The organism is Algihabitans albus (genome assembly GCF_003572205.1).
Taxonomy (GTDB): Bacteria; Pseudomonadota; Alphaproteobacteria; order Kiloniellales; family DSM-21159; genus Algihabitans; species Algihabitans albus.
The window spans coordinates 97,076-113,133 of record NZ_QXNY01000011.1 but is presented as its reverse complement, the minus strand read 5'-3'; the positions used below and the strand labels follow the sequence as shown (position 1 = coordinate 113,133).

14 protein-coding genes are annotated in these 16,058 nt (G+C 64.9%); 6 read left to right on the top strand and 8 right to left on the bottom strand.

Annotation, left to right across the window (positions count from 1 at the left end; all coding sequences use genetic code 11):
• Position 1: 1 nt before the first annotated feature.
• The 5 genes from DBZ32_RS21720 to DBZ32_RS22765 all read right to left on the bottom strand — a co-directional run bounded on the left by DBZ32_RS21720 (position 2) and on the right by DBZ32_RS22765 (position 6,382).
• The gene (locus DBZ32_RS21720; protein WP_119169370.1) at positions 2-1,144 is read right to left on the bottom strand and encodes an ABC transporter permease; all 1,143 of its coding nucleotides are present in this window, start codon (positions 1,142-1,144) and stop codon (positions 2-4) included.
• Between the two features lie 5 nt (positions 1,145-1,149).
• On the bottom strand, positions 1,150-2,244 hold the full coding sequence (locus tag DBZ32_RS21715) for a microcin C ABC transporter permease YejB (protein WP_119169369.1): 1,095 nt from the start codon (positions 2,242-2,244) through the stop codon (positions 1,150-1,152).
• Positions 2,245-2,260: 16 nt separating this feature from the next.
• Entirely contained in the window at positions 2,261-4,285 is a 2,025-nt protein-coding gene (locus DBZ32_RS21710; RefSeq protein ID WP_162906915.1) for an extracellular solute-binding protein, read from the bottom strand.
• A 189-nt stretch (positions 4,286-4,474) separates the two neighbouring features.
• A complete protein-coding gene (hisN, locus tag DBZ32_RS21705) occupies positions 4,475-5,275 on the bottom strand; it encodes a histidinol-phosphatase (protein WP_119169367.1) in 801 nt (266 codons plus the stop codon).
• Between the two features lie 6 nt (positions 5,276-5,281).
• On the bottom strand, positions 5,282-6,382 hold the full coding sequence (locus tag DBZ32_RS22765; RefSeq protein WP_162906914.1) for a c-type cytochrome: 1,101 nt from the start codon (positions 6,380-6,382) through the stop codon (positions 5,282-5,284).
• 296 nt (positions 6,383-6,678) lie between these two features.
• On the opposite strand from DBZ32_RS22765, the gene DBZ32_RS21695 reads away from it, so the two are divergent.
• Both DBZ32_RS21695 and DBZ32_RS21690 read left to right on the top strand, forming a co-directional pair.
• On the top strand, positions 6,679-7,434 hold the full coding sequence (locus DBZ32_RS21695) for a 3-deoxy-manno-octulosonate cytidylyltransferase (RefSeq protein WP_119169366.1): 756 nt from the start codon (positions 6,679-6,681) through the stop codon (positions 7,432-7,434).
• Between the two features lie 20 nt (positions 7,435-7,454).
• A complete protein-coding gene (locus DBZ32_RS21690; RefSeq protein ID WP_119169404.1) occupies positions 7,455-8,318 on the top strand; it encodes a prephenate dehydratase in 864 nt (287 codons plus the stop codon).
• Positions 8,319-8,366: 48 nt separating this feature from the next.
• On the opposite strand, the gene zapE is transcribed toward DBZ32_RS21690, so the two are convergent.
• Positions 8,367-9,584: a cell division protein ZapE gene (gene zapE / locus DBZ32_RS21685; protein WP_119169365.1), complete on the bottom strand. Its 1,218-nt coding sequence runs from the start codon at positions 9,582-9,584 to the stop codon at positions 8,367-8,369.
• A 76-nt stretch (positions 9,585-9,660) separates the two neighbouring features.
• Positions 9,661-10,200 (bottom strand): hypothetical protein, encoded by a 540-nt coding sequence (locus tag DBZ32_RS21680; RefSeq protein ID WP_162906913.1) that lies wholly within the window; start codon positions 10,198-10,200, stop codon positions 9,661-9,663.
• 201 nt (positions 10,201-10,401) lie between these two features.
• Here DBZ32_RS21680 and DBZ32_RS21675 point away from each other — a divergent pair, with 201 nt between their 5' ends.
• Positions 10,402-11,130 carry a DUF1223 domain-containing protein gene (locus tag DBZ32_RS21675; protein ID WP_119169363.1) on the top strand — a complete coding sequence of 243 codons (729 nt, stop codon included), beginning with the start codon at positions 10,402-10,404 and terminating at the stop codon, positions 11,128-11,130.
• A gap of 56 nt (positions 11,131-11,186) precedes the next feature.
• Here DBZ32_RS21675 and DBZ32_RS21670 read toward each other — a convergent pair whose 3' ends face one another.
• Positions 11,187-11,672, bottom strand: coding sequence for a hypothetical protein (locus tag DBZ32_RS21670; protein ID WP_119169362.1), 486 nt, complete (start codon positions 11,670-11,672; stop codon positions 11,187-11,189).
• Between the two features lie 74 nt (positions 11,673-11,746).
• Here DBZ32_RS21670 and DBZ32_RS21665 point away from each other — a divergent pair, with 74 nt between their 5' ends.
• The 3 genes from DBZ32_RS21665 (at position 11,747) to DBZ32_RS21655 (ending at position 16,046) form a co-directional block, all read left to right on the top strand.
• Positions 11,747-13,252: a carboxypeptidase M32 gene (locus tag DBZ32_RS21665; protein ID WP_119169361.1), complete on the top strand. Its 1,506-nt coding sequence runs from the start codon at positions 11,747-11,749 to the stop codon at positions 13,250-13,252.
• Between the two features lie 116 nt (positions 13,253-13,368).
• On the top strand, positions 13,369-14,772 hold the full coding sequence (gene thrC, locus DBZ32_RS21660) for a threonine synthase (RefSeq protein ID WP_119169360.1): 1,404 nt from the start codon (positions 13,369-13,371) through the stop codon (positions 14,770-14,772).
• The gene (locus DBZ32_RS21655) at positions 14,769-16,046 is read left to right on the top strand and encodes a M16 family metallopeptidase (protein ID WP_119169359.1); all 1,278 of its coding nucleotides are present in this window, start codon (positions 14,769-14,771) and stop codon (positions 16,044-16,046) included. Before thrC ends, DBZ32_RS21655 begins: the two co-directional genes overlap by 4 nt.
• Positions 16,047-16,058 lie beyond the last annotated feature (12 nt).

Sequence of the window (16,058 nt, the reverse complement as noted above, 5' to 3'; positions counted from 1 at the left end):
CTCATTCGGCACCTGCCGGCGCTTGCTTGGGTTGCGCGACCGGTTCGCTTTCTTCGGGTGGCGGCGCGCTGCCGGCCCAAACCTTGCGCGGGTCGAAGGCGTCGCGCACGGCCTCGCCGATGAAGATCAGCAGGCTCAGCAGCAGGGCGATGGTGAAGAAGCCGGTTAGGCCCAGCCAGGGTGCATTGAGATTGGCTTTGCCTTGGGCCAGCACTTCCCCTAGCGAGGCCGAGCCCGGCGGCAGTCCGATACCGAGGAAGTCCAGCGAGGTCAGGATGGTGACCGAGCCGGCCAGGGCGAAGGGCAGCATGGTCAGGGTCGCCACCATCGCGTTTGGCAGCACATGGCGAAAGATCACCACGCTGTCGGGCGCTCCCAGCGCGCGGCTCGCGCGGACGTAGTCGAAGTTACGGGCGCGCAGAAATTCGGCGCGCACGACTCCCACGAAGCCGATCCAGGCGAAGAGCAGCAGGACGATCAGAAGCCACCAGAAGTTCGGCTCCACGAGACTTGCCATGATGATCAGAATGTAGAGCTGCGGCATGGACGACCAGATCTCGATCAGCCGCTGACCGAAGAGGTCGAGCCGTCCTCCGTAGAAGCCCTGCAGAGCGCCGACGGTGACGCCGACGACGGCCGAAACCACGATCACCGCGAAGCCGAAGAGTACCGAGATGCGAAAGCCGTAGATCACCCGTGCCACCACGTCGCGCGCCTGGTCGTCGGTGCCGAGCCAGTGGGCGGCCGAAGGCGGCGAGGGCGCCGGGTCCGGCAGGTTCCAGGCCACCGTCGTGTGGTCGTAGGGGATCAGTGGCCAGATCATCCAGCCCTTCTCGGCGATCAGCGCCTGGACCGCCGGGTCGGTGTAGTCGGCCTCGGTCGGCAGCACGCCGCCGAAGGCGGTCTCGGGATAGCGTTCGAAAACTGGCGCGTAGGCCCCGCCATCGTACCAAACCAGCAAAGGCCGGTCGTTGGCGACCAGCTCTGCGAAGAGCGTCACCAGGAACAGCGCCAGAAAGATCCAGAGGGACCAGAGGCCGCGCCGGTTCGCCTTGAAGCTCTCGATCCTGCGGCGGTCGAGCGGAGTCAGCGGGATGCCCAGGAAGCGGTCCTGTGCGCGGTCCGAGGTGAGCGCTCCGGTCATCGGCCTCAGGTCTCCCGACTCTCGAAATCGATGCGCGGGTCGATCAGCGTGTAGGTCAGGTCCGTAACCAGACCCAGGATCAGGCCGAGCAGAGTGAAGAAGTAGAGCGTGCCCAGAACGATGGGGTAGTCGCGGTTGAATACCGCCTCGAAGCCCAGTAGCCCGAGGCCGTCGAGGGAAAAGATCGTCTCGATCAGCACTGCCCCGGTGAAAAGCATGCCGACGAGGGCCGCCGGGAAGCCCGAGACCACGATCAGCATGGCGTTGCGGAAGACATGTCCGTAGAGCACCCGCTTGTCTTCCAGGCCCTTCGCCCGTGCGGTGACCACGTACTGCTGATTGATCTGATCCAGGAAGGAGTTCTTGGTCAGCATGGTCAGGGCTGCGAAGCCGCCGATCGCCATGGAGACGGTCGGCAGCACCATGTGCCACAGATAGTCCAGGATCTGCTGCCCGAGCGGCAGTTCCTCCCAGTTGTCGGAGACGATGCCGCGCAGCGGAAAGATCGAAAAGTATTCCCCGCCCGCGAAGACGATCAGCAGGAAGACGGCGAAAAGAAAGCCTGGAACCGCGGTGGCGACCACCACGATACCTGAGGTCCAGATGTCGAAGCGTTGCCCGTCGCGCACCGCCTTGGCGATGCCGAGCGGGATCGAGACCAGGTAGATCAGCAGCGTCGACCAGATCCCCAGAGAGATCGAGACCGGCATCTTGTCGAGGATCAGATCGACGACCGGCTCGTCGCGGAAGAAGGAGTCGCCGAAGTCGAAGACGGCATAGTTGCCGACCATCAGGAAGAAGCGCTCGTGCAGCGGTTTGTCGAAGCCGAACTGCCGTTCCAGTTCGGCGATGAACTCGTCGTCCAGGCCCTGGGCGCCACGGTAGGTCGACTGGTTGCCCTCGCCGACGGGCAGGGCGACCTCGCCGCTCTGGCCCTGGGTGATGCGCTCGGTGATGCCTGGTCCGGTCTGGGTGATCTGGGCGATCACCTGCTCGACCGGACCGCCGGGCAGGAACTGCAGCACCACGAAGTTGATCAGCATGATCACGAAGAGCGTGGGCACGATCAGTAGCAGGCGGCGAATGATATAGGCGGTCATGAGGTGCTACCCTGGCTCAGGCCGTGCGGCGGCGCAATGCGCCACGCAGCAGGAACCAGACGACGAAGCCCAGGCCCGCAACCACCAGCAGGGTGGTTCCCCAGCCCGGAGTTCCGCTCTCGCCGCTGCCTTCTTCGATGCCGGCCTCGAGTATCTCGGGGTTGGCCCGCTCCCGCGCGAGCAGTTCGTCGGCCTTGGCCTGCACATACCACCAGCGATCTATCGCGGTGCCGTTGTTGGACAGGCCGTCGGTCTCCGGTCGGGCGAACTTGTCCCAGTAAAGCAGGTTGAGGCTTCGGGAATGCCACTGAGGGATCGTGTAGTGGCCCCATTGCAGAACCCGGTCGAGCGCCCGGGTACGCGCCACCAGGGACTCGCGGTCGGGGGCCGTTATGACTTGGCTGATCAACGCGTCGATCACCGGGTCCTTGATGCCGGCGAGGTTGCGGCTGCGCGGCTGGTCGGCCGCTTCGCTGGACCAGAAGTCGCGCTGCTCGTTGCCGGGCGAATCGGACTGGGGCATGACGCTGACGATCATGTCGAAGTCGAAGCTGCGCAGTCGGTTGATGTACTGAGACTGGTCGACCAGACGCACCCGGGCGTCGATTCCCATGCGGGTCAGATTGCGGACGAAGGGCAGCACGATCCGTTCGAAGGCCGGGCTGACCAACAGGATCTCGAACCGCATCGGCTGGCCGGTCTCGACGTTGACGAGTTGCAGATCGCGGACCTCCCACCCGGCTTCTTCGAACAGCTCCAGACCCTGGATGATGTTGTCGCGTGGCCATCCGCTGCCGTCGGTGCCCGGCACCCAGAACGGCGTCGTGAAGACCTCATCGGGGATCTGCCCGCGATGGCCTTCCAGAATCTCCAGCTCTTCGCCCTCCGGGAGGCCGCTAGCGGCGAGCTCGGAGTTCGAGAAATAGCTCGAGGTGCGGGCGTAGAGGTCGAAGAAAAGCGCCGAGTTGGTCCATTCGAAGTCGAAGGCGAAGGCCAACGCGCGGCGCACCCTGGCGTCCTGGAACAGCGGACGCCGAGTGTTCATCACGAAGGCCTGCATGCCGGTCGGCAGGTTGTGCCGGACCTCTTCCTGGCGCAGCCAGCCTTGCTGGACGGCGGGGATATCGTAGTCGAGCGCCCAGGCCTTGGCCTGATTTTCGCGCCGGAAATCCAGTGTTCCGGCTTTCAGCGCGGTGCGGATGACCGTGTCGTCGCGAAAGAACTCGCTGCGCATACGGTTGAAGTTGTGGCGGCCGACGTTGATCGGCAGATCGGCCCCCCAATAGTCTTCGACCCTCTCGCGCACAACGTAGCGGCCGGGCTCGAACGCCGAGATTCTATAGGGACCGCTGGTCAGCGGCGGGTCCAGCGTTGTGGTCGTGAAATCGCGCTCTTCCCAATAGTGCTTCGGCATGACCGGCATCTGGCCGATGATGAGCGGGAGTTCGCGGTTGTCGCGTTCGTTGAAGATGAAGCGGACTTGTCGTGGGCCAACTTCCTCGACAACCTCCACGGCGCCGAAATAGAAGCGGTAGAAGGGCTGGCCGTCGTTCACCAGCGTATTGTAGGACCAGATGATGTCCTCGACCGTGATCGGTTGCCCATCGTGCCAGCGGGCTTCGTCACGCAGCTTGAAGGTGACCCAGGATCGGTCCTCCGGCCATTCCACCCACTCGGCGATCAGCCCGTATTTGGTGAAGGCCTCGTCGTCCGAGGACTCCAGCAATGATTCGTAGCCGGCGCCGACCGGATTGCCCCGGCCGTTCTCGGCATTGAACGAATCGAAAGTGCCCTGGCTTCCCACCGTCATCTGGCCGCCTTTGGGTGCGTCCGGATTGACGTAGTCGAAATGCGTCCAGTTGGCTGGATACTTGGGTTCGCCGTGCATCGCGATGGCGTGCGAGCGGTAGACTCTCTGGCCGGCCTCCAGGCGCACCACCTCGTAGATTTGATACTCGGCGCTCAGGGCTGTCAGGTCGGCTTGCGCCAGTGTCGCGTCGCTTATCGTTTCGGATGCGTTCTGAGCCAGGCTTGCTGGCATTCCGGTCAAGCCAAGAAGCGCAAAAACCAGACAAAAGAGCGCACTGCGCACGGCCAACTCCCGATGGCGAGATCTTTCGGAACGGGTGATGGCTCTTCCCGGCCAAGCTGGTCCCGCCCATTCCGGCTCGCTATTAGGTATGCCAGAGGGGTGGGCACGCAACTGCTTTGGGCCCCGAAGACGCGGAGATTACGAAGATTTCAGACAACGCGAGGCTGCCGCGATCAATTCGGGATCGCCGGTTGCGAGCATGTAGCCGTCGCTGTCGAGAGTCAGGGGCGCTCCATTCCAATCGGTCGCCCGGCCACCCGCTCCCTCGACCACTGGCAGGAGTGCCATGAAGTCGTAGGGTTGCAGACCGGCTTCGACCACAAGGTCGATGAAACCGCTGGACAGCTGCCCGTAGCTGAAGCAATCCCCGCCGTAGCGCGTCATTGCGACCTCACGGTCGAGCCGAAGGAAGGCCTCCAGGTCGGGGCCGGCGAACATGTCGGGGTGCGTACTTTGCAGGACGGCCCCGTCCAGCGACGGGCAGGCGCGGGAGCGTGCGGGGCGACGGCCCGAGGCATCGATGTGCTCGGCTGTGCGCCCGTCGGCGCCGAGCCACCGCTCGCCGAGAATCGGCATATCGATGACGCCCAGGATGGAGCGCCCGCCGCGTGTCAGGGCGATCAAGGTGCCGAACAGAGGGTTGCCGGTGATGAAGGCCTTGGTGCCGTCGATCGGGTCGAGCACCCAGACGAACTCGGCGTCGCGCCGGTCGCTGCCATGTTCCTCGCCGACGATGCCGTGATCCGGGAAGCGCCGGGCGATCAAATCCCGCAACCGCGCTTCTGTTTCGCGATCGGCAATCGTGACCGGGCTCTCGTCGGCCTTGCTGTCGACCGTCACGGCTGTCCGGAAGTAGCGACGCGTCACGACGCGCGCTGCATCCGCCAACTCTTCGGCGAAGGCGGCGAAGAGATCGAGGCCGTCTTGGCTGCCGGTCACCGCAGGCTACTGCAGCGGTTCGAGCGGCGCCGGCTCGCTGGACAGGCTGCGCAGATAGGCGATGATCGCCGCCTTGTCGTCCTCGTCGCGCACGCCGGCATAGGTCATGCGGTTGCCGGGCGCCCACTCGCGCGGGTTCTTCAGGAACTCCCACAGCGCCTCGTAGGTCCAGATCTCACCGGCCTCATGCTTCTCTTGGAAGACGTTGGAGTAGTTGAAGTCGTCCAGATGCGCGACCGAAGCACCAACGGTATTCCACAGATTCGGCCCGACCCGATTGGCGCCGCCTTCGTCGAAGGTGTGACAAGCGGCGCAGGCGCGCACGGCCCGCTGGCCGGCGGCGGGATCGGCCGCGGCGATCCGCTCGACGATGGCGCCTGCGGTTCCGGCGTCTGCGGCGGCTTCCTGCGTCTCGCCGGCAGTTCCCGAGGTCTCGGCCTCGTCCGAGGTCGCTTCCGATGCCTGCTCTTCGGTCGGCGCTGCTTCCGACGCGTCCTCTTCGGCCGGCGCTGCCTCGGCGTCCGCTTCACCGCCGCCGGTCACGGCCTCGATTTCCTCCGCCGTCGGCAAGGGGGCAGGGTCCTCCGAAAGACTGCGCAGGTAAGCGATCAGGTTCGCGCGGTCCTCGACACTGCGCATGCCGGCATAGCTCATTTTGGTGCCTGGGGCATAATCGCGCGGGCTTGCCAGGAAGGCGTTCAGGTCCTCATAGGTCCAGGGCTCGTCGGCCATGGCCATCAGCGCGTCCGAGTAAGCAAACTCGGCGATGTGCGCATGAGGCGCGTTGACGATGTCCCAGAGATTGGGACCGACCTTCTGCGCACCGCCCTGGTCGAAGGAGTGGCAAGCCGCGCAGGCGCGCGTCAGGGATTCGCCTGCTGCCGGGTCGGCGGACGCCAGCAACGGCAAGACAGGCTCGAGACCCGGTTCTTCCTCGGCCATGGGAGCCGATCCCGCATCGCCCTCGGCAAGCTGGATCGGGTAAGCGTCTTCTTCCGCTTCGCCATGACCGCCCACCAGAAGATCGGCGATGAATCCGCTGGTCATGACCACCAAACCGGCGGTCAGGACTGCCGCTGCGATCTTGTTGATTTCGAGAGAAGACATGAGCCGTCGAGAACCCTGATTATTAACGAATCCTAACGTTTTAGCGCTTTAGGCGGCGGGACAATAGCTGTCGGTTCCGCCCCGTTCAATGGAAACTGCGGCAGACACTCTGGCGCAGACTCTCTCGCGGACTGCGACAGCGTTTGCGGCAAAGCGCCTCCAGCCGCTCACGACTTGCCGCTCTGCAGGTCCATGACCTAATGATGGTGGCGCCAGCGCCAGCGTGGCGCAGCGTCGCAGCCCCATTCCTGCAGTTCCACCGCATCCCAGAAGTTCCATCTCATCTGAGAGCCGCCATGGCCTTGCCGCAGTCTCCCCTTGTCCTGATTCCCGCTCGTTTGGCTTCGACGCGCCTGCCCGACAAACCGCTGGCCGATATCTGCGGCGAGCCGATGATCCTCCATGTTTGGCGCCGGGCCGTTAAGGCCGACATCGGACCGGTGGCGGTCGCTGCCGCGGAACCCGAGATCGTCGCGGTCATCGAAGCCGCCGGAGGCCAGGCGGTACTGACCGATCCGGACCATCCCTCCGGCTCCGACCGGATCTTCGAGGCGCTGCAAAAACTCGACCCCGAAGGTCGCGTCGATGCCGTGGTCAACGTTCAGTGCGATGTCCCGACGCTTGAGCCTGCCGCCATTCGGGCCGTAATTCAGCCTTTGGCGGAGCCGGCCGTCGATATCGGCACCATCGCGGCGGAAATCGTCGATGCGGCCGAGCGGTCCGATCCCAACGTGGTCAAGGCTGCGGTCGCCTTTCCGGACGGGCAGCGGATCGCACGGGCCCTCTACTTCAGCCGGGCGCCGGTGCCCTGGGATGGCGGTGACGCCACTCGGCCTCTCTACCACCATATCGGGCTCTATGCTTTCCGACGCGCCGCCTTGGAGCGTTTCGTCGAACTGCCGCACGGCCCGCTCGAGCAGCGCGAGAAGCTCGAGCAGCTACGTGCCATGGAAGCGGGGTTACGCATCGACGTGGCCCTCGTTGACACCTCTCCGCTCACTGTCGATACTCCGACCGATCTAGAGCGTGCGCGTTCTTTCCTATCCAATTGATCTTTCTGGACAATCCGAAGATGCACGAGCCCGAGGCGCTGCCCGGCGGTCCGATCGCCTTCCAAGGCGCGCCCGGCGCCTACTCGGACCTGGCCTGCCGAACCGTTTTCCCGGGCCGAGAGACCCTGCCGTGCACCTCGTTCGAGGATACCTTCGCGGCCGTGGTCGAGGCACGCGCGGCTCTCGCCATGATTCCGATCGAGAACTCCAGCGCGGGCCGGGTGGCGGATATCCATCATCTGTTGCCGGAGTCCGGGCTGCACATCATCGGCGAGCATTTCCAGAGAATTCGTCACCAGCTTCTGGCTCCCGCGGGTGCGACTCTCGAAAGCCTGTCACTGGTGCGCAGTCATGAGCAGGCGCTCAGCCAATGCAGAAAGTTTCTGCTCGAACGCCGGCTCAGTCCCGTGGTGCATGCGGACACGGCCGGCGCGGCGGCGGAGGTCGCGGCGCTCGGCGATCCGACGCAAGCGGCGATCGCCTCGTCCCTGGCAGCCAACACTTACGGTCTCGAAACGCTGCTGCCGGACGTCCAGGATGCGGCACATAACACGACGCGTTTCATCGTCATGGCGCGGGAGCCGCGCGATCCGGAGCCCGATGCCGGTCCGGCGATCACCTCCTTCGTCTTCCGGGTGCGTTCGGTGCCGGCGTCGCTGTACAAGGCCCTGGGCGGCTTCGCGACCAACGGCGTCAACATCACCAAGCTGGAAAGCTACATCATCGATGATGCTTTCACAGCCGCCCAGTTTTACGCCGACATCGAGGGGCACCCCGAGCAGCGCCTGGTACGTCTGGCGCTCGAGGAACTCGGGTTTTTCTCCCGCGAAGTGAAGATTCTCGGCGTCTATCCGGCCAGCACGTTCCGGCAGCAAGACGACTGAGCGGGCCGACCGGCCCGCCCTCCGGAGAATTCCTCAGGCTGAGTGGTCTCAAGTCAGATGCGGCTTCGCGATGTAGTCGGCAGCCTGCATTTCGTTGAGCCGGCTGACCGTCCGGCGGAACTCGAAGGCGCCATCCTCCCCGTTGTAGAGGGTTTCGGGTGGGGCATCGGCGGCCATCACCAGATTGACGCGGTGTTCGTAGAGCGCGTCGACCAGTGTCATGAAGCGCCGCGCCTCATTGCGTTGCGCTCCGCTCAAGCGCGGAACGCCATCGAGGACGAGGGTATGGAAGTGGGTGGCCAGCGCCAGATAGTCCTCGGCGCCGAGAGGGCGCGCGCAAAGCGCCTCGAAGTCGCTCCGTGCCACGCCCTGTGCCGCGGCGGGCAGAACGATCTGCCGGCCTTTGACGGTGAGGCTGACGGGCTGCGCTTCGGCACCTTCGGTCAGACGTTGAAAGGCTTCGTCCAATTCCGCCGTTGCCTCTGTGCCGAGCGGTTCGTGAAAAACCGCCATGTCCTTGAGCCGGGTCATGCGGTAGTCGGTGCCTTCGCCGAGATCGAGCAGGTCGAGCTTCTGTTTGAGCAGAGCGATGAAGGGCTTGAAGCGCTCGCGCTGCAGGCCGCCCTCGTAGAGCCGGTCCGGCGGGAAGTTGGAGGTCGCTACCACCACAACGCCCCGCTCGAAGAGCGATTCGAACAGGCGGCCCAAGATCATCGCATCTGCGATATTGACCACCAGGAATTCGTCGAAGCAGAGCAAGCAAGCCTCGCTGGCGATCTCGCCGGCGATCTCCGGCAAGGGATCCGCCTTGCTGCCCTTGCTCACTTGCCGCCAAGCATGCAGGCGGTCGTGGGTCTCGGCCATGAAGGCATGAAAATGGACGCGGCGTTTCCGCTCCAGCGGCACACCCGCGAAGAAGATGTCCATCAGCATCGACTTGCCGCGCCCGACGGAGCCGTAGAGATAAAGGCCTTGCGGCGCCTCGGTTTTGGGCCGCCGGCTAAGTCCCAGGCGTGCGCGCCAGTTGGCAAGCGGGAAGGCGCCGGGCGCAGTGCTCTGGAGCCGGTAGCCCTTGAGAGCGTAGGCTAGGGCTTCGAGCTTCTCGGCGGCGAGCGCCTGGGCCGGATCGGGCCTCAGACCGCCGGTTCGGCGCGCCTCCCGATAGGCTGCGAGCGGCCCCAAGCCGGCTCTGGCAGTGGTGGAGTCCTCGGCGGCCTGCGGCTTGTGCGGCAGGGTCTGGTCAGCGATCTCAGATGGAGCGGTCATGACGCGCCACTGTCTACCCAAGCTGGCGTCCCCCGCCAAGCGGCACGACGGACTGCAGTCCTTCTCAAGGCACCTTTCAGGACTGGGCGACGCGGTCGCTTGCCTTCAGGCGATCCCGCCAGAACTGTTGACAAGCCTTGTGGTCCAACGCCGTTGGAAAGCCCTCTTTCAGGTAAGCCTCGCAGGTCAGCCCAAAGCCGCTGGGTAGAAGCTCGAAGCTGTAGCCGCAGCGGGTTTCTTCCAGACCACTGGGATATCCGGTATAGGCCCAGAGCAAGCACTGGCGAAATTCCGGATCAGCCGCATCTCGCGCGCGGCGGCGCTCCAGATCGGCTTGTTCTTTCACGGCTTGCGCCTTGCGGAGCTTCCCGCCGCGAAAGGGACTGGCTTCCGGCAGGCCCAAGCATCCCGTTGAGATTGCCGCCTGCAGCAACTCTTCCCTGCGCTCCAGATCCACAGCGCTGCGGGTCATGCTGTTCAGCAGAAAGCAGGCCAGGGTGCGTGCTTCGGCAGGTTTCTCGGTAGACGCTCCGGCGGCGGCCCGCGTCTCTGCCGGCGCCAAACTCAAGCCGGCCGCCGCGAATAGACCAAAGAAGAGCAAGCACATACGGAGCATCGAGCGTCTCCCGTCGCACAAGCGGCACGGCCGCTGGATTATGGAAACGGCCAAGTGTCGTCGGATATTCCTTAATCAAACTGTAATAGAGATCCTTCGAGTCGATCGAGCAGAAAATGCGCACAGAGTGCGCTCCATCACACGCCGCTCTCACCCCTTGGTGATTTCCTTGTGACAGGAGTCCAAGGCTAGTCTGGCGGCATGCTGACTTTGCACAAGACCGCCGTTCTCGCCGCCGTGCCGGGCCTGCTCCTGCTGCTGACGGCAGGGAGCTCCGCCACCGCAGAAACGCGGGCGCCGGTGGTGGTGGAGCTCTACACCAGCCAAGGCTGCAGCTCCTGCCCGCCCGCAGACGCGCTTCTGGCTCAATTGGCCGACCGCGACGATGTCATCGCGCTCTCGTTGCACGTCGACTATTGGGACTACATCGGTTGGGAAGATCCCTTTGCGCTCGCATCGCTCACGAAGCGCCAGCGTGCCTATGCGCGGTCGCTGGACCGGCGCACCGTCTACACGCCGCAGATCGTCGTCGACGGTACCTATGACGTTATCGGCTCGCGGTCCCGCTCGGTTGCCAATGCAATCGCCATGGCCCGCGAACGGCCGTCCGACGTTGCGGTCGATCTCTCCGAAGACGCTGTGCGCCTGGGTGAGGGCGCCGCGCCGCCCGAAGGCGCCACCGTCTGGCTGCTGCTGTACGACCGTTGGCATGAAACCGACGTCCGGCGAGGCGAGAATGCAGGTCGTCTGCTGGGCTATGCGCATGTGGTGCGCGACTACCGTCGTTTGGGAACCTGGAGCGGCAGGTCGACCGAGCTGTCTCTCGATCTCGCTGCGGCCCGCGCGGCAGGCCGTTTCGGTGTGGCCGTAGTCGTTCAGACCGAGGGGCTGGGGCGGGTTCTTGGAGCGGCAGCTCTCCGGCTTGAGTAGAGGCGGGTGGCCCGGAACTGGCTGCCGGGACCGAAGTCGAACCACCGAGGTTCGATCTAGCGCGCGCGCCGTTCTTCCGCGCGCCGGCCTTCCTCGGCGATCACGCGCATCAACTCCTTGCGATCGACCTCGAGCATTTGGGTATCGATGTCGACACGTTTGCCGTCCTCCAGGGTCAGTCGGATACCACGGACGATCGAGGCGCGCTTGATTTCCGCCCCCGCGATTCGATCCCAGCGGATCAAGCCTTCTTGGGTTCGAAGGTCCAGCACGCCTTCCGGTCCGACTTCCACGACGGTTCCGGCCCGCTTGAGATCGCGAGCGAGGAAACTGGCCATCCCGAGGCAGAAGACCATCAGCACGCCGCCGACCAGCGTGTCGCCGGTGGGCGTCTCGGCCTGCATGAGGGTCCAAGTCCCGAAAACAACGAATGCAAGCAGCAGCAGAATCGCGAAGACCACTTTGCGCTTGTCGATGCGGTAGCCTCTCGTCTCGATGCGGCGGCCGGTCCGACTGTGTTCGTGTTTGGGGATCTTGCTCATCGACGGCGATGCAGTCTTTTTCGCTGGAGGGACAGCGCCCAGGTTATAGGCGCGGCGGAGCGGAGGGAGAAGTCATGACGGAGCAGAACGCCTACACCCGCTTGGAAACGCGCTTCGCGCGCTTGGGGGCCTTGAACGAAGCCATGGCGGTGCTGCACTGGGACAGCTCGGCCATGATGCCTTCGGGTGGTGCCGAGGCGCGTGGCGAGCAACTGGCTCACCTGAGCCTAATGGCGCATGAGCTTTTGGTCGATCCCGCAGTGGCTGACTGGCTCGCGGCCGCTTCCGCCGAGGCGGACGACCTGGACGATTGGCGTCGCGCCAATCTGCGCGAGATGCAGCGTGCCCATCGCCACGCCACCGCCCTGCCGGCCCGGCTGGTCGAGGCGCTGCGCCGTGCCTGCCATGCTTGCGAAGGCCTGTGGCGCGAGGCCCGGCCGGCCAACGACTACAGCAGGGTGAAGCCGGCGTTGCAGGAAGTGCTGACTCTGACCCGTGAGGCCGGTCAGGCGAAGGCGGAGACCTTGGGCAAGTCGCTCTACGACGCATTGCTCGATCAATACGAGCCCGACGGCAACGCGGCCGCCATCGAGCGGCTGTTCGACGAGCTGGCGCAAAGCTTGCCCGGACTTTTGGGCGAGGTGTTGGAACATCAGAAGCGCCAGCCGGCTCCGGTTTTGCCGGCCGGACCCTTCCCTGTCCAGGCCCAGGCCGAGCTCGCCCGTCAACTGATGCAGGCCGTGGGGTTCGACTTCCGCCACGGTCGGCTCGATACCTCGGCGCATCCCTTCACCGGCGGCGTGCCGGAGGATGTGCGGCTGACCACCCGTTATGACGAACGCGACTTCGTCAGCGGTCTGATGGGCGTGCTGCACGAGACCGGTCATGCGCTCTACGAGCGCGGCTTGCCGAAGGAATGGCGTCGCCAGCCGGTGGGGGAGGCCCGTGGAATGTCGATCCATGAAAGTCAGTCGTTGCTGATGGAGATGCAGGCCTGCCGTTCGCGCGATTTCGTCGATTACCTGGCGCCGCTGGCCCGAAGCGCCTTCGCCGGGTCGGGCCCCGAGTGGGAGGTGGACAACCTCTATTGCCTCTACACCCGGGTCGAACCCGACTTCGTTCGGGTCGACGCCGACGAGGTGACTTATCCGGCGCATGTGATCCTGCGCTTCCGGCTGGAAAAGGCGTTGATCGAGGGACAACTGACCCTGGACGATCTGCCGGGGGCCTGGGCCGAGCAACTGCAGGCGCTGCTGGGCATCACGCCGCCGGACGATCGCCGGGGCTGCCTGCAGGATATCCACTGGTTCGACGGCGCCTGGGGCTACTTTCCGACCTACACCCTCGGCGCCATGACCGCGGCCCAGCTCTTCGCTGCTGCCTGCGCCGCTCACGAGGACATTCCGGCCCAACTCGGCCGGGGCGATTTCTCGACCCTGCTTGCCTGGTTGCGCGGCCATGTGCACGAACAGGGATCGCGCTTTTCCTCCGAAGAACTGCTGGTGCGCGCTACAGGCAAGCCGCTCGATCCCAAGATCTTCGAGGACCACCTACGCCGAAGATATCTGGGCGATCGCTAGGAACGCGCGGATCGCTTGAGCACGAGCGAAGCGGTGGTGTTCCTTGTTTCGGGCCAGGGCAAAGCCTTAAGGTGAGGGCGGTTTAACGGAACGGCTCAACGAGGCTACGGCAGCCGATGCGCTACAGATCAACCCGGGGCACCGCGCCGACTTTGGGATTCGACGACGTCTTGCTGACCGGGCTGGCGCGCGACGGCGGACTCTATCTGCCGGAGAGCTGGCCGCAGGTCTCGGCCGAGACCTTGCGGGCGCTGCGCGGCAAATCCTATGCGGAGCTCGCCACGGCGGTGATGCAGCCCTTCGTCGCCGGTTCGGTGATCGAGCGGGACTTCGCGCGGATCGTAGCCGACACCTACGCCACCTTCGACCATGCGGCCGTGACCCCGCTCAAGCAGCTCGATGCCGACTTGTGGCTGCTGGAGCTTTTTCACGGTCCGACGCTCGCTTTCAAGGATGTAGCGCTCCAACTGCTCGGCCGCCTGTTCGATGCTGTACTGGCGCGGCGCCAGCGGCGGCTGACCATCGTCGGTGCGACCTCCGGCGACACCGGATCGGCGGCTCTGGAGGCCTGCCGCGACCGCGACAACCTCGACATCTTCGTCCTCTTTCCGAAGGGACGGACCAGTGAGGTACAGCGCCGCCAGATGACGACCATCGCGGCGCCGAACGCGCATGCCATCGCCGTCGAGGGCAGCTTCGACGACTGCCAAGATCTGGTAAAGGCGCTTTTCGCCGACGAAGCCTTCCGTGACGAGTTCGGCCTGTCGGCGGTCAACTCGATCAACTGGGCCAGGATCATGGCCCAGATCGTCTACTACTTCGCGGCCGCCCTGGCGCTTGGTGCGCCCGATCGCCGGATCGGCTTCTCCGTGCCGACCGGTAATTTCGGAAACGTTTATGCCGCCTACGCCGCGCGGCAGATGGGCTTGCCGGTCGCCCGGCTGCTCGTCGCCTCCAACCGCAACGATATCCTCGCGCGTTTCTTCGAGGGCGGAGAGATGCGGATCGGTGCTGTGGAACCCAGCCTTTCGCCCTCCATGGACATCCAGGTTTCGAGCAATTTCGAGCGGTTGCTGTTCGACCTGACCGGCGGCAACGGTGCCGAGGTCGCCGGGTTGATGACCGCCTTCCGAAGGGACGGCACCTATCGGCTGACGGCCCAGCGCATGGCTCAAGTGGTCGAGATCTTTCGCGGCTTTCGCCTCGACGATCCGGCGACGATCTCTGAGATCCGGAACACCCATGCGGCTACCGGCGAGATTCTGGACCCCCATTCGGCCGTCGGGCTGGGCGCCGCCCGAGCTCTGGCCGAGCCGGGCTCCGCGACCGTATCCTTGGCCTGCGCCCATCCCGCGAAATTTCCGGATGCGGTGGAGCAGGCCACCGGCGTCCGCCCATCGCTGCCGGATCGCTTGTCAGATCTCTACGACCGACCCGAGCGGATGAGCGAACTGCCGAACGATTTGAACGCTCTGCGCGATTACGTCCGCGCGCATGCAAAGGGATTGACTGTCGTATGACCGTGACCGTGACCAAATTGCCCAACGGCCTGACCGTGGCAAGCGACGCCATGGCGGAGGTGGAGACCTGTTCTCTTGGTCTTTGGGTCGGTGTCGGCGCACGGCATGAATCGGCCAAGATCAACGGTGTCGCCCACCTCTTGGAGCATATGGTTTTCAAGGGCACGGGTCGGCGCAGCGCGCGCGCCATCGCCGAGGAAATCGAAGCGGTCGGCGGTCACCTCAATGCCTACACGGGCCGCGAGACGACGGCTTTCTATGCCAAGGTGCTGGCCGAAGACGCGCCGCTGGCCCTGGATATCGTCGCCGACATGCTGCTGCATCCCCGCCTCGACGCGGGTGAGTTGGAGCGCGAACGGCAGGTCGTGCTGCAGGAGATCGGCCAGGCCGTGGACACCCCGGACGACATCATCTTCGACGATTTCCAGTTGGCCGCTTACCCCGACCAAGGGCTCGGGCGACCGGTGCTGGGCACGCCGGAGACGGTCGGCGGTCTCTCCGCGGAAGACCTGCGTGGCTATCTGACCGGCAGCTACGCGGCCGATTCATCGGTTTTGGTGGCGGCTGGACGGATCGAGCACGACCGGCTGCATCGTCTTGCCGAAGAACTGTTCGGCGATCTGCCGGCACGGACGGCCGCAACGCTGGAACCGGCGCGCTATCTGGGTGGCGAGCATCGGCAGACGCGGGATTTGGAGCAGGCGCATCTGCTGATCGGCTTCGATTCGGTCGGCTTCCAGGATTCTGACTACTACGCCGTTTCGGCGCTCTCAACGCTCCTCGGCGGCGGCATGTCCTCGCGCCTCTTTCAGGAAGTCCGCGAAGAGCGCGGGCTCGTCTACTCGATTTACTCCTTCCTTTCGGCGGCTTCGGACAGCGGTTTGTTCGGGGTCTATGCCGGGACCGGTGCGGGCGAGGCGCAGGAGGTTCTCGATACCGTCTGCCGGGAACTCGAGCGCTCCGCCGCAGATATCACATCCGAGGAGGTCGATCGCGCAAAGGCCCAACTCAAGGCTGCGATTCTGATGAGCCGGGAGCGCACAGGCGCGCGGGCCGAGCAACTGGCCGGCCATCTCCTGGTGTTCGATCGTGAGGTCCCAGTGGCGGAAATCGTAGCCGAGTTGGACGTACTCGATGCCGCACGGCTGCGGCGCTGCGCGGCCGCTCTTTTGGAGAGCAAGCCGACGCTGGCGCTACTGGGGCCGGTTGCCGAATTGACGCCCTACGAGACCTTCGCTGCACGCTTCGGCGGCGCCGCGGCGGCAGCCCAGTAGGCGCTCTGCGTC